Source organism: Anaerotruncus rubiinfantis (assembly GCF_900078395.1).
GTDB lineage: Bacteria > Bacillota > Clostridia > Oscillospirales > Ruminococcaceae > Anaerotruncus > Anaerotruncus rubiinfantis.
The window spans coordinates 868,733-881,847 of the sequence record NZ_FKLA01000009.1; the positions used below are offsets into that span (position 1 = coordinate 868,733).

Genomic DNA, 13,115 nt, shown 5'->3' on the forward strand with positions numbered 1-13,115 from the left:
AGGAAGGGGTTTGTCCATATTAACAAAAAACAAACTAAAAAATTGTAAGGTATGTAAAAATAAATTTAGAAACATGTCCTCCAAGGCCATGTTTTGCGGCAACTTCGACAATTTAGATCCCTGAAAAAAAGGAAAGTTCCACAAATCGGCGCTTGTAATTTAGCCCGTTAAATTGTAAAATAAAGACTACCCCTTGAAGGGGAGATAAAACTTGGAAAAAGGAGGAGCAGTATGAACGACCAGATTAAACAGATTGCCGAACGAATCAAAGAGCTGCGCAGCATCCTTGAAGTGGATGTAGCGACGCTTGCCAAGCAGGTGAACGTATCTGTAGAAGAGTATGAAAAATACGAAAACGCCGAAGCCGACATTCCCATAGGAGTCATTTATGGTGTAGCGGACGTACTGAACGTCGATCCTACCGTGCTCCTCACGGGCGAAGCGCCCCGTATGGAGGATTATACCATTGTGCGCGCCGGCAAGGGCATTTCGGTCGAGCGCTACAAGGGCTACAAATTTGCTTCGCTTGCATTCAACTATATCGGACGCACCTTCGACCCGATGCTCGTCGACCTTCTGCCGATGGAGAAGGGCCCGGAGCTGGTCGTCCACGGCGGACAGGAATTCAACTATGTATTGGAAGGCACCGTACAGCTCGTCATCGGCAGCAAGGAGTTTCTCCTTGGTCCTGGCGACAGCGCGTTCTTCAACCCCATGACCCCGCACGGACAGCGCGCGGTAGGCGGCCCTGTAAAGTTCCTCACCATCATCAACGAGTGAGAGACTGAACTTTCCGTCCCGTGCCGCGCCATAATTAACGAATGAGAAGAAAGAACGGTGTAATATCCAATGATTGAAAAGTTTCTGCCCCGTACGGAATTTGATTCGTACGAGGATTTTAAAGCGAACTATAAACTGAACATCCCGGAGGATTTCAACTTCGGGTTCGACATCATCGACGAGTGGGCCCGCCAGGACCCGGAAAAGCCCGCGCTCGTCTGGATCAACGACAATTTCGACGAGGAACGCCTTACCTTCACCGACATCAAGGAACGTTCCAACCAGGCCGCCAATTTCTTTAAGGCCAAGGGGATTAAAAAGGGCGATTTTGTCCTGCTCATCCTCAAGCAGAGGATCGAAACCTGGGTCTGCATGGTCGCGCTGCATAAAATTGGCGCTATCGTCATCCCCGGCACCTTCCAGCTGATGCCGCACGACATCGAATACCGGTGCAACAAAGCGGACATCAAGATGATCTGCACCGTCGACGAGCCGGAGCTGCTCGCGAACATCGAATCGGTGCGTCCCCAGTGCCGCGCGCTGCGGCATGTGGCGGTTGTGGGGGAACATATCCCGGAAGGTTTTCTCGATTTCCGCGGGGAAGTCAAAGCCTATCCGAAGCAGTTCCCGCGTCCGTCCGGCGCGGAGGGCACCAACGTCCACGATCTGATGCTCGGCTATTTCACCTCCGGCACCACCGGTATGCCCAAGCTGATTGTACATAATTACGCCTATCCGCTCGGCCATATCACCACCGCCAATTACTGGCATCAGGTGCGCGACGGCGGACTGCACCTGGTCGCGTCAGATTCCGGCTGGGCCAAGTTCGGCTGGGGCAAAATTTACGGGCAGTGGATCTGCGGCGCGGTCATCGTGGCCTACGACACCGAGGGCAAGTTCGACGCGCACCATATGCTCACCACCATCGAAAAGCTGCGGCCGGTCACTTTCTGCGCGCCGCCGACCGTTTACCGGTTCCTCATCAAGGAGGACCTGTCCGGCTACGACCTTTCCTCGATCAAAAAGGCGACCATCGCGGGCGAACCTTTGAACCCTGAGGTCTATAATAAATTTAAAGCTGCGACCGGCCTCGAATTGACCGAAGGCTTTGGACAGTCGGAAACGACGGTCATCATTGCGAACTTCCCGTGGTTCCCGATCAAACCGGGCTCCACCGGCAAGTTCTCGCCGCTTTACGATTTGGATATTGTGGACGAGGAGGGGCATTCCTGCGAGGACGGCATCGTGGGCACCATCGTGGTCAAAAACCTTGATAAAAACCGCCCGGCAGGCCTTCTGGTGGAATATTACCGCGAAGCGAAGGCAAATGCCGAAAGTTTCTTTGACAATATGTATTCGACCGGTGATACCGCGTGGCGGGACAGCGATGGCTACATCTGGTTTGTGGGGCGCAATGACGACGTGATCAAGTGTTCCGGCTACCGCATCGGGCCGTTTGAAGTTGAAAGCGCGCTCATGACCCATCCATCGGTGCTCGAATGCGCCATTACCGCGGCGCCCGACCCGGTGCGCGGGCAGGTGGTCAAGGCGACCATCGTGCTGGCGAAGGGCTACGAGCCGTCCGACGCGCTCAAAAAGGAATTGCAGAACCATGTGAAAAAGGAGACTGCGCCTTATAAATACCCGCGCATCGTCGAGTTCGTGGAGGAGCTGCCCAAAACGATCAGCGGAAAGATCAAACGCAAACAGATCCGCATTGATGATCAGAATAAGGCGTGACAGAAAAGATTCGCAAAATGAGCGGACGGTATGAAAATGCCGTCCGCATTTCTTGTGTTTTGCACAATCTCCCACAAAAAAGGTTGAAACTTCGGGGAATTGGATGTAGAATGAGGGACAGTATCTTTGGAAAGCGGTAATTGGGAGGCTTTCGGGATGCGAATTGGGAAGGGAGAGAGACACGTTGGTGACATTCTTGATTGGCCTCGCTGTTCTGGCGGCCGGAGGGTTTTGGTACGGGCGTGTATGTGAGCGGGAATTCGGGCCGGACGACCGGCCGACGCCTGCGGTGACGCTGGATGACGGCGTGGATTATGTGCCGATGAACAAATGGAAAAACAGCCTGATCGAGCTGCTAAACATCGCGGGGATCGGGCCGATCCTGGGACCGATCCAGGGTATCCTGTTCGGGCCGGTAGCTTTTTTGCTGATCCCTGTCGGGTGCATTTTCGGCGGCGCGCTGCACGACTATTTCACCGGTATGATCGCCATGCGCGAGGGCGGCGAGCAGATGCCGCTTCTGGTACGCAAATATCTGGGGCGCGGAGTTTACGGTATCTACAACGTCTTTTTGGGCCTTTTGATGCTGCTGGTGGCGGCGCTCTACATCTATACGCCGGGCGAGCTGCTGGTCACGCAGGTGATGCGCCGGCCGGCCGATGCGGACACCCCGCTCATCTGGATCGTGTTCGGCGTGATCTTCGTCTATTATGTTTTTGCGACGCTGGTGCCGATTGACAAGCTCATCGGAAAAATCTATCCAATATTCGGCGGGGTCATGCTGATTTCAACGGTCGGAATCTTTTTTGGGCTTTTCAGCAGCGGATATGAACTGCAGAACCTCACCTGGGGCGGGCTGCTTGGCAGCCACTCTGGCGGGCAGCCGCTCGTACCGGCATTCTTCGTGACGGTGGCCTGCGGGCTTGTTTCCGGATTCCATTCCACCCAGAGCACCATGCTTTCCCGGACGGTGCGGGAGGAAAGGGAGGGCAAAACCACCTTTTATAATATGATGATCTGTGAAGGGGCCATCGCTATGGTTTGGGCGGCTGCCGCGATGGGGCTCTATAACAAGGGGATCGACGCGTCTGTCGTCGGCACGCCTTCGGTGATCGGGCTGGTCGCGAACGATCTGCTCGGCCCAATCGGCGGACTGATCGCCATCCTCGGCGTGATCATTCTGCCGCTCACCTCGGGCGACACTGCGCTGCGTTCGGCGCGCGTGATGCTTGCGGACTTTCTGCAGATCGACCAGAAGCCGATGAAAAAGCGCCTGATGCTGACGGCGGCGACCTTCCTGCCGGTGGCGGCGATCCTGGTGCCCACCAAACTGGCGGGAGATGGATTCAATACCCTGTGGCGGTATTTCGCGTGGAGCAACCAGACGATCGCGCTGTTTGCCTTTTCGGTGGTCGCGGTTTATCTGATGGTGCGCGGAAAGAACTATCTGATGGCCATGTGTCCCGGAACTTTTTATGCCTTTGTGATTTTCAGCTATATTCTGAACGCCCACATCGGATTCAATCTGCCGCTGAGCATTGCGTATGTGATTGCCGGCGCTCTGACGGTGGCTTATGTGACCATGACCCTCGCCTGCGGGCACAGGATGATACGGCTTTATCACGCGGACCTCATCCAGTGCACCTGATTTTGCGCTTTTTTGGCGGGCGCGGCGGGATAAAGGCTTGCATTCGGCATAAAATTATGGTACAATACCTTAAAGTAAGAATAGAAACGAATGTGAAAGAGTGAGGTTGACCTCACTCTTTCCTTTGTGTATGGAGGGATTTGGTTGGCCCAGCAGAAGGGGAAAAGGCCGAACACCGCAGCGGTCTGCGCCGAACTGGCGGCGCCTGTGGCGGAAGAATTGGGCGTTTACCTGTGGGACGTGGCGTTTGAAAAAGAAGGCGCCGGATGGTACCTGCGCTACTTTATCGACAAAGATCAGGAGGGCGGCGTGGACATCGATACCTGCGAGGAGTTCTCCCGCCGGATGAGCGACCTGCTTGACGAAGCGGACCCGATCCCGCAGAGCTACACGCTGGAGGTCGGCTCGCCGGGCGTGGAGCGCAAACTCACAAAGGACTGGCATTTCCAGAAGTATCTGGGCGAACCGGTTCTGGTGCGCCTGATCCGGCCGGTGGAAGGGGTCCGGGACTTTGTAGGGGAACTGGCGGCCTACCATGAGGATGGCACGATCGACCTTGCGCTCGACGAAGAGAGTGAAATGTCTTTCACGCTTGACGAGACGGCCTATGTGCGGCTTTATGAAGAATTTTGACGTAAACGCGGATGCGGCAATGAATGATAATGGAGGAGTCCGGAAAATGATTACAACCAGCAACAGCGAATTTTTTGAAGCTCTGGCGCTTCTGGAAAAGGAGAAGGGAATCCCGAAGGAGCTGCTCGCGGAAAAGATCGCCACCGCCATCGGCAATGCGATCCGGCGCGACATGGGCGCTTCGGAGGACAGCGTCGTGGATATCAACCCGGAGACCGGCCGTTTTTATGTGGCGATGCGCAAGACGGTCGTCGACGAGGTCTATGACCCGGCGCAGGAAATCCTGCCGGAGGAGGCGGTCAAGTATAACAGCGCCGCCATCCTGGGCGACGTGGTTGAGATTCCGCTGGACACCAAGCAGTTTGGACGCATCGCGGCCCAGACCGCCAAGCACGTCATCCGCCAGGGCATCCGGGAGGTGGAACGCGGACAGCTGTTCGCGGAGTATTCCTCCAGACAGCATGACATCGTGACCGCCACGGTCATCAAGACCGATCCCCGCAAGGGCAACGTCACGCTGGAAATCGGCAAGAGCGAAGCCATCCTTCCCAAAAGCGAACAGGTTCCGGGCGAGGAGTTTGCGGATAATTCCCGCGTGAAGGTTTACGTCGTCGACGTGATCAACGGCGAAAAAGGCCCGCGCATCATGATTTCGCGCACCCATCCGGGGTTGGTCAAACGGCTCTTCGAGATGGAGGTCCCGGAGATTTTTGACGGCACCATCGAGGTCAAATCGATCTCCCGCGAGGCGGGCAGCCGCACCAAGATCGCGGTCTGGTCGAATGACGAGAACGTCGACCCGGTTGGCGCCTGCATCGGCCCGAAAGGCCAGCGCGTTTCGGCCATTGTGGACGAACTGGGCGGGGAAAAGATCGACGTGGTCAAGTATTCCGCCGACCCGGCCGCGTTTATCGCGGCGGCGCTTTCGCCGGCCGACGTGCTTTCGGTAGAGATCGAGTCGGAAAACCCCAAGGCCTGCAAGGTCACCGTCCCGGACCATCAGCTTTCTCTCGCGATCGGCAACAAGGGACAGAACGCCCGCCTCGCCGCCAAGCTCACCGGATGGAAGATCGACATCAAGCCGGAATCCGGTTTCTACGGGGAAGAATAACGCCTGTCGCCGGATGGTGCGGCTGCGGCTTGCCCGCGGCCCGGATTCGGATCAGATAGCCGCGGGGCGGCAACAGAAATGAGGGTGAGAAGATGCCACAAAAAAAGATCCCGCTGCGTATGTGCGCGGGCTGTTCGGAACATAAGCCGAAAAAGGAACTGGTGCGGGTGGTGCGTACGCCGGAAGGTGAAATCCTGCTCGACCTGACCGGAAAGAAATCCGGGCGCGGGGCATATGTCTGCCCGAACGAAACCTGCCTCAAAAAAGCCCGCAAGGCGCGGCGGATCGAACGCGCGCTCGACTGTGCGATCCCGGACGAGGTTTACGAGCGGATGGAAGCCGAGATGCGGGAGGCCCCGCATGAATGACAAGCTCTTTTCTGCGATTTCGCTCTGCCGCAAGGCCGGAAAGCTCTGCATGGGGATGGACGTGGTGAAGGAGAAGGCCTTTTCGGGCGAAGCAAAGCTGGTGCTGCTCGCCTCGGACGTTTCCGAACGCAGTGAACGGCAGGCGCGCTTTGCCTGCGGGGACTGCGGAGTGCGGGTGGCGAAGCTCCCCTACACGATGGAGGAACTCTCACGCGTCACGGGAAAAGCTTATGGGATTCTTGCAATCTGCGACGGGAGCTTTTCCCGAATGATCGAAAAGCTGCTCGGCAGTTGATACGGAAATCATGTTTGATTTTAAGATAGAGAATACGTTCTGACTCCTGCGGTTCGACTGTGGTTGTTGGACGTTACGGCAATCACGTACGACAGGAAAATAGGAGGTAATGTAAATATGCTGGAGAAATACCGGGTACATGAGGTCGCCAAGGACCTCGGCGTTCCGACCAAAGAGGTGGTTGACCTGCTGGGCAGCCGCGTCCCCGGCGAACGCAAGAGCATGACAGCTCTGAACGAAACAGAACTGAGCGTGGTGCTCAACCATTATACGAACCAGAATCAGGTCGAAAATTTTGAGGAATATTTTTCCGCCGGGCATGCGAAGAAGGAAGCCGCCGCTGCCGCGGCAAAAGCTGCCTCCGAACAGGCCAAGGCCCAGCAGCAGGCGGCATTTGCCGCGCAGCAGCGCGCCGCGCGTCCCGCCGCGCCGGCTGGACAGCCGCAGGCGCAGCAAAACGGCGGCCGTCCGGCCTTCAACGGGCAGCAGGGCAGCCGTCCGCAGAATGGCAACCGCCCTGCCTTTAATGGGCAGCAGGGCAGCCGCCCGCAGCAGAACGGAAACCGTCCGCCCTTTAACGGGCAGCAGGGAAACCGTCCGCAAAACGGCAACCGACCGGCCTTTAACAACCAGAATGGCAACCGTCCGCAGCAGGGCCAGCAGAACCGCCCGCCGCAGCAGAACCGGCCCGCGCCGCAGCAAACCCAGCCGCAAAACGGTACCCAGCCCGCGGCGCCTCAGAAGCCGCGCACCCGCGGCCCGGCGATGACGGTGGATACCCGCGCCGGTTCGGTGCAGATCAACATCGATAAATATAACGAGAAGTACGATAACCTTGCGCAATCTAAACTCGGAAACAAGGACACCGCCGCGCAGAAACAGAAGCTCAACCAGCGTTCGGCGCAGCGCCGCCAGGGCAAGCCCGCTATGAGCCGCAAGGAGAAGGAAGACGCGAAGATGCGCCGCCTGGAGCTGGAGCGCCAGCGCCGCAAAAACCTGGAGATCACCCTTCCGGAGGAAATCACGGTCGGCGATCTGGCCGCGCGGCTGCATATTACGGCCGCTGAGATCATCAAGCGCCTGATGGGGCTTGGCGTCATGGCGACCGTCAACGAGACGCTCGATTTCGACACCGCTTCGATGGTTGCGATGGAGATCGGCGCGAAGGTCGAGAAAGAAGTCGTCCTCACGATTGAGGACCGCCTGTTCGAGGTCGAGGACGAGAATGACGAAGGTATGGTCGAACGTCCGCCGATCGTTGTGGTCATGGGACACGTCGACCACGGCAAGACCTCCCTGCTTGACGCCATCCGCCACGCCAATGTCACCGAAGGCGAGGCCGGCGGCATCACCCAGCATATTGGCGCTTATCAGGTCCTGGTGAACGACCGCCCGATCACCTTCCTCGACACGCCCGGACACGCGGCGTTCACCTCGATGCGCGCGCGCGGTGCGCAGGTCACCGATATCGCGGTGCTGGTGGTCGCGGCCGACGACGGCATCATGCCGCAGACGGTCGAAGCGATCAACCATGCCAAAGCGGCGGGCGTTTCGATCATCGTCGCAATCAACAAGATGGATAAACCTGCTGCAAACCCGGATAAGGTGAAGCAGGAACTCACAGAATATGAACTGGTGCCCGAAGAATGGGGCGGCGACGTGCCGTGCATCCCGGTCTCCGCAAAGAGCAGGGAGGGCATCTCCGACCTGCTGGAAATGATCCAGCTGGTCGCGGACACCAGCGAGCTGAAAGCCAATCCGGATAAGATGGCGAAAGGCTCGGTCATTGAGGCGAAGCTCGACAAGGGCCGCGGGCCGGTCGCGACGGTGCTTGTCCAGAACGGCACCCTGCACACCGGAGACGTGGTCATCGCCGGTACGGCGGTCGGCCGCGTACGCGTGATGTTAAACGACAAGGGCGAGAAGGTCGATGAGGCCGGACCGTCGACGCCGGTTGAGATCACCGGCCTTGACTCGGTGCCGGAGGCAGGCGACATGTTCAACGCGGTTGAGGATGAACGGCTTGCCAAGGAGCTGGTCGACCAGCGCAAATTTGAGAATAAGCAGGAGCAGTTCTCCTCCTACGAAAAGGTCACGCTGGATAACCTCTTTAGCCACATTTCGCAGGGCGACATCAAGGAACTGCCGATCATTGTCAAGGCGGACGTACAGGGATCAGTCGAGGCGGTCAAACAGTCGCTTGAGAAGATTTCAAACGATGAAGTGCGCGTCAAGGTCATCCACGGCGCGGTCGGCGCGGTCAGCGAAAGTGACGTCATGCTCGCGAACGCTTCGAACGCGATCATCGTCGGCTTCAATGTGCGCCCCGATCCGGTCGCCAAGGAGAACGCTGAACGTGACGGAGTGGAGCTGCGGCTCTATCGGATCATCTACGACGCGATCAACGACGTGGAAACCGCCATGAAGGGCATGCTCGCACCGAAATACCGCGACGTTGACCTCGGGCGCGCGGAAGTGCGTCAGGTCTACAAGATCACGAGCGTCGGGACAGTCGCGGGCTGCTATGTGCTCGAGGGCAAGATCACCCGCTCGGCAAATATCCGCATCGTGCGTGACGGCATCATCGTGGCGGACGATAAGCTCGACAGCCTCAAACGCTTCAAGGACGACGTCAAAGAGGTCGCCAAGGGCTATGAGTGCGGCATGAGCCTCGTGAAATTCAACGACATCAAGGAAGGCGACGTATTTGAAGCCTATGAAGTCGAGGAATACCGGGAATAATAAAGGAGTAAATCATGGGATCTTATAGAGCATCCAGAACCGAGGAGGATATGAAGCGGGAACTGAGCGACATCATGCGTTCGCTCAAGGATCCGCGGATCACCGGCCTCATTTCGATTGTGAAGATGGACCTCGCGTCCGACCTTTCGCACTGCAGGGTGTATGTTTCCTCCATGGACGGCCTTGACGCGGCAAAAAGCGCCGTGAAGGGCCTTGAGAGCGCGTCCGGCTTCATCAAGCGGGAACTGAATTCCCGGATGAAGCTGCGGCGGCTGCCGGACTTTAAGTTTATCGCGGACGATTCGATCGCCCACAGCGCGGATATCACCCGCATGCTGGAAGACCTGAAGTAAAGGGACAGGAGGAATCTGCATGGAAGAATGCCGGGATGTCACAGCCGGGGAGGCCGCGAAACTGCTTGCAGAAAGCGACCATATCCTGATCCTGACCCATATGAAGCCGGATGGCGACACGCTGGGCAGCGGCTTTGCCATGTTCTACGCCCTGCAAATGCTTGGGAAAACGGTACGGATTGAAAATTCGGACGGTTTTCCCGCGCGTTATTCGTTCCTGTTCGAGGGGTTCGACCCGGAATCGCAGCCGCAGTTCCCCCCTGAGTTCATTCTTGCGGTGGACATCGCGGATACTCAGCTGTTGGGGGAGAAAACCGAATCCTACAAAGACCGGATCGACCTGTGCATCGACCATCATCCGTCCAACAGCCGGTATGCCAGGCGTCTGCTGCTTGACCCGCGCGCCTGCGCGACGGTACAGCGGGTCTATGACGTGATCGGGGCGCTTGGCGTCGCGCCGGACAAGCGGATCGCAACCTGCATCTACACCGGTCTTTCGACCGACACGGGCTGCTTTCGTTATTCGAACACCACGGCCGGGGCGCATCTGCTTGCGGCGAAGATGATTGAAGCCGGCGCCGACCACTACAGGATCGACAAGCTCATGTTCGAGACCAAATCGGTGGCGCGCATGGAGCTTGAGCGGATGGTCATGGATACGCTCGAATATTACTACGGCAATAAATTTGCGGTGATCGTCATCTCCCAGGACGCGGTCGAACGCACCGGTGTGCCGGAGGAGGATCTGGAAGGGATCTCTTCGGTGCCGCGTCAGATTGAAGGGGTGGAAGCTTCGGCGACCCTGCGCCAGAAGGGACCGGAAAAATACCGGGTTTCGATGCGCTCGGGCGAGAAGATCAACTCCTCGAAGGTCTGCGGGCGGCTCGGCGGCGGTGGACATGCCCGCGCAGCGGGCTGTATGCTGGAAGGGGATCTCGAAAGCGTGAAAAAACAGCTTGTTGAGGCGATCCGGGAGGATATCGAACCGCTTTGCAAAGGAAGGGGTTCAGCTTGCAGGAGTTAAACGGCATCCTCTGCATCGACAAGCCTCAGGGGTTCACTTCGTTCGATGTGGTGGCAAAGATGCGGGGCATCGCGGCCACGCGCAGGATCGGTCATGCGGGTACGCTCGACCCGATGGCGACCGGCGTGCTGCCGCTTTTTTTCGGGCGCGCCACCAAAGCCTGCGACCTGCTGCCGGATCAGGACAAGCGCTACACGGCTATATTCCGGCTGGGGATCACGACCGACACGCTCGACATCACCGGCAAGGTGCTTTCCGAACAGCCGGTCAACGCCGCCGAAGCGCAGGTGCGCGCGGCGGCGGAAAAATTTACAGGGGAATTTATGCAGGTACCGCCGATGTATTCGGCGGTGCAGGTGAACGGCCGGCGGCTTTACGACCTCGCGCGGGAAGGAAAAGAAATCGAACGCGCGGCGCGGAAGGTCTGCGTCAAAAAACTTGTGTTTCTCGCGGCCGATGAGGCCGCGCATACTTATACGATCGACGTTCGCTGTTCGAAAGGCACCTATATCCGCTCGCTTGCCGCCGATATCGGCGAGGCACTCGGCTGCGGCGCGGTGCTCACCGCGCTGCGGCGTACCGAAGCGGCGGGCTTTACAGAAGCGCAGTGCGTCACGCTCGATGAGGCGCAGCGGCTCGCCCAGGCGGGGGAGCTTTCGCGCCGCTGTCTGCCGGTGGCCGAGGCGTTTGGCGGGCTGCCGCAGGCAGAACTCAGTGAAAAGCAGGCGCGGATGTTTCAAAACGGCGTCCGGCTTGACCGCGCGCGGGTGAACTGTCCGGACACGGACGGGATGCTCGCGGTATACGGCCCGGGAAAGGTTTTTCTGGGGCTGGCCCAGACTGAAGGCGGAGAATTCCGAATGAAAAAGCTTTTCATCCTGCCGGAGAGCGCCGGTTAGACTATGAACGAGAGGGGAGGCGTGCCGTTTGAAGCGATATGCGACCATCCGGGAAACCAGCCCGGCCTGCGCTTCGGCCGCGGTCGCGCTGGGGTATTTTGATGGACTGCACATCGGCCATGCCGCGGTCATCGGACGGGCGATCGCCCGTGCGAAGGAAGGCATGTGCGCGTGCGTATTCACCTTCACGATGCATACGGCGCATCCGCAGGCAAAACAGGAGGGAAGCGACCTTGTCACCGAGGAAGAGAAGTACCGCATCCTGGAGCAGTGGGGCGTGAGCCTGGTGCTGGCGCCGGACTTTTCTGAATTCAGGGATATGAGCCCCGAGGAATATGTGGACGAGGTGCTGGTGAAGCGGCTGCATGCGAAAGCGATCTGCTGCGGGCACGATTTCCGGTTCGGGCGCCATGCGAGCGCGGGCGTCATTGAACTGGCGGCGCTGTGCGACGCGCGCGGCATCGAAATCGACATTGTCCCGGCGGTAAAATATGAGGGCAAACGGATCAGTTCGACCTGGATTCGCGAATTGATCGGCCGCGGCGAGGTGGACACCGCCGCGAAGCTTTTGGGCAGGGCGTTCGGCTATGACTTCACGGTCGTGCCCGGCAAAAAACTGGGGCGCACGATCGATTCCCCGACCATCAACCAGCGGCTGCCAAACGGGTTTGTCGCGATGCGTCACGGCGTCTACGCTTCGGCTTCGATGGCTGAGGGCAAATGGTACCCATCGGTGACCAACGTCGGAGTGCGCCCCACGGTGGAGGACAGCCGGGCGGTCAACTCGGAAACCTACCTGTACGGCTTTTCGGGCGACCTTTACGGGAAAAAGGTACAGGTGCGGCTCTTGAAGTTCCTGCGCGATGAGCAGCGGTTTGCTTCGGTGGACCAGCTCAAGGAGCAGATCCAGCGGGACACGCAGGATGCGCTGCCCTACGCGCGCACTTATATTACGGCGCTGTAGCATTTTTTCGCAAAAAGTTTTTTGATCCCGGTATGGAGCCTTTACAAACCGCCCATACTATGCTATAATTTCAATTCAAGCGGCCTTTTTCCCGGAGACAGGGATTCACGCCCGTTTTACACGGGGGTTATCACCCGCCTGTCCCTGAGATTCAGGACGGAAAATTTTATGAGGTGATTTTATCATGATGCGCAAAGAAGAGAAACAGGAAATCATTCAGCAGAACAAAACCCACGAGGGAGACACCGGTTCCCCGGAGGTGCAGATCGCAATCCTTTCCAAACGGATCAACGACCTGACCGAGCACCTGAAGGTCCACAAGAAGGATCATCATTCCCGCCGTGGCCTGCTGCAAATGGTTGGTAAGAGAAGAAACATGCTCAACTACCTGGCCAAGAAAGACATCAACCGCTACCGCGAGCTGATCGCCAAACTGGGCCTGCGCAAGTAAGCAGCCTGCTGTGGAGGCAGACGGCGGATATGCCGTCTGCCTTCACCTGCGTATTCCAGTGGTTCGCCATGGGGCCGTGAGCGCACTTTTAGCAGTTACCGGAGCGC

Annotated in this window: 13 protein-coding genes; all 13 read left to right on the plus strand. The window is 58.1% G+C overall.

The genetic code is table 11. The annotated features are described in order from the left end of the window. Window positions 1-231: 231 nt before the first annotated feature. Window positions 232-780, plus strand: coding sequence for a helix-turn-helix domain-containing protein (locus BN4275_RS09745; RefSeq protein WP_066457433.1), 549 nt, complete (start codon window positions 232-234; stop codon window positions 778-780). Between the two features lie 69 nt (window positions 781-849). Continuing rightward, on the plus strand, window positions 850-2,520 hold the full coding sequence (locus BN4275_RS09750) for an AMP-binding protein (protein ID WP_066457436.1): 1,671 nt from the start codon (window positions 850-852) through the stop codon (window positions 2,518-2,520). Between the two features lie 187 nt (window positions 2,521-2,707). Next, window positions 2,708-4,168: a carbon starvation CstA family protein gene (locus BN4275_RS09755; protein ID WP_341423463.1), complete on the plus strand. Its 1,461-nt coding sequence runs from the start codon at window positions 2,708-2,710 to the stop codon at window positions 4,166-4,168. Window positions 4,169-4,312: 144 nt separating this feature from the next. After that, complete coding sequence (locus BN4275_RS09760) at window positions 4,313-4,801, plus strand: ribosome maturation factor RimP (protein ID WP_066457442.1); 489 nt, start codon at window positions 4,313-4,315, stop codon at window positions 4,799-4,801. Window positions 4,802-4,847: 46 nt separating this feature from the next. Further along, a complete protein-coding gene (nusA, locus tag BN4275_RS09765) occupies window positions 4,848-5,912 on the plus strand; it encodes a transcription termination factor NusA (RefSeq protein ID WP_187116772.1) in 1,065 nt (354 codons plus the stop codon). Window positions 5,913-6,004: 92 nt separating this feature from the next. Next, window positions 6,005-6,280 (plus strand): RNase P modulator RnpM, encoded by a 276-nt coding sequence (gene rnpM / locus BN4275_RS09770; protein ID WP_066457445.1) that lies wholly within the window; start codon window positions 6,005-6,007, stop codon window positions 6,278-6,280. Beyond that, window positions 6,273-6,575, plus strand: coding sequence for a L7Ae/L30e/S12e/Gadd45 family ribosomal protein (locus BN4275_RS09775; RefSeq protein WP_066457448.1), 303 nt, complete (start codon window positions 6,273-6,275; stop codon window positions 6,573-6,575). Before rnpM ends, BN4275_RS09775 begins: the two co-directional genes overlap by 8 nt. Window positions 6,576-6,692: 117 nt before the next feature. Next, window positions 6,693-9,317, plus strand: coding sequence for a translation initiation factor IF-2 (gene infB / locus BN4275_RS09780; RefSeq protein WP_079988200.1), 2,625 nt, complete (start codon window positions 6,693-6,695; stop codon window positions 9,315-9,317). 14 nt (window positions 9,318-9,331) lie between these two features. Then, entirely contained in the window at window positions 9,332-9,670 is a 339-nt protein-coding gene (rbfA, locus tag BN4275_RS09785; protein WP_066457449.1) for a 30S ribosome-binding factor RbfA, read from the plus strand. A 19-nt stretch (window positions 9,671-9,689) separates the two neighbouring features. Then, the gene (locus BN4275_RS09790; RefSeq protein WP_066457452.1) at window positions 9,690-10,694 is read left to right on the plus strand and encodes a DHH family phosphoesterase; all 1,005 of its coding nucleotides are present in this window, start codon (window positions 9,690-9,692) and stop codon (window positions 10,692-10,694) included. Beyond that, complete coding sequence (gene truB, locus BN4275_RS09795) at window positions 10,682-11,593, plus strand: tRNA pseudouridine(55) synthase TruB (RefSeq protein WP_066457464.1); 912 nt, start codon at window positions 10,682-10,684, stop codon at window positions 11,591-11,593. The genes BN4275_RS09790 and truB overlap by 13 nt, the downstream gene beginning before the upstream one ends. A gap of 28 nt (window positions 11,594-11,621) precedes the next feature. Then, the gene (gene ribF, locus BN4275_RS09800) at window positions 11,622-12,557 is read left to right on the plus strand and encodes a riboflavin biosynthesis protein RibF (RefSeq protein ID WP_066457467.1); all 936 of its coding nucleotides are present in this window, start codon (window positions 11,622-11,624) and stop codon (window positions 12,555-12,557) included. Between the two features lie 184 nt (window positions 12,558-12,741). Then, window positions 12,742-13,008 carry a 30S ribosomal protein S15 gene (gene rpsO / locus BN4275_RS09805; protein WP_207734290.1) on the plus strand — a complete coding sequence of 89 codons (267 nt, stop codon included), beginning with the start codon at window positions 12,742-12,744 and terminating at the stop codon, window positions 13,006-13,008. Window positions 13,009-13,115: the final 107 nt, after the last annotated feature.

Excerpts from the sequence above, each read along its gene's own strand:
- BN4275_RS09745 (WP_066457433.1), top strand. The coding sequence starts at position 232 with ATGAACGACCAGATTAAACAGATTGCCGAACGAATCAAAGAGCTGCGC.
- nusA (WP_187116772.1), top strand. The coding sequence starts at position 4,848 with ATGATTACAACCAGCAACAGCGAATTTTTTGAAGCTCTGGCGCTTCTG.
- rbfA (WP_066457449.1), top strand. The coding sequence starts at position 9,332 with ATGGGATCTTATAGAGCATCCAGAACCGAGGAGGATATGAAGCGGGAA.
- BN4275_RS09775 (WP_066457448.1), top strand. The coding sequence starts at position 6,273 with ATGAATGACAAGCTCTTTTCTGCGATTTCGCTCTGCCGCAAGGCCGGA.
- BN4275_RS09750 (WP_066457436.1), top strand. The coding sequence starts at position 850 with ATGATTGAAAAGTTTCTGCCCCGTACGGAATTTGATTCGTACGAGGAT.
- infB (WP_079988200.1), top strand. The coding sequence starts at position 6,693 with ATGCTGGAGAAATACCGGGTACATGAGGTCGCCAAGGACCTCGGCGTT.
- BN4275_RS09790 (WP_066457452.1), top strand. The coding sequence starts at position 9,690 with ATGGAAGAATGCCGGGATGTCACAGCCGGGGAGGCCGCGAAACTGCTT.
- rnpM (WP_066457445.1), top strand. The coding sequence starts at position 6,005 with ATGCCACAAAAAAAGATCCCGCTGCGTATGTGCGCGGGCTGTTCGGAA.
- rpsO (WP_207734290.1), top strand. The coding sequence starts at position 12,742 with ATGATGCGCAAAGAAGAGAAACAGGAAATCATTCAGCAGAACAAAACC.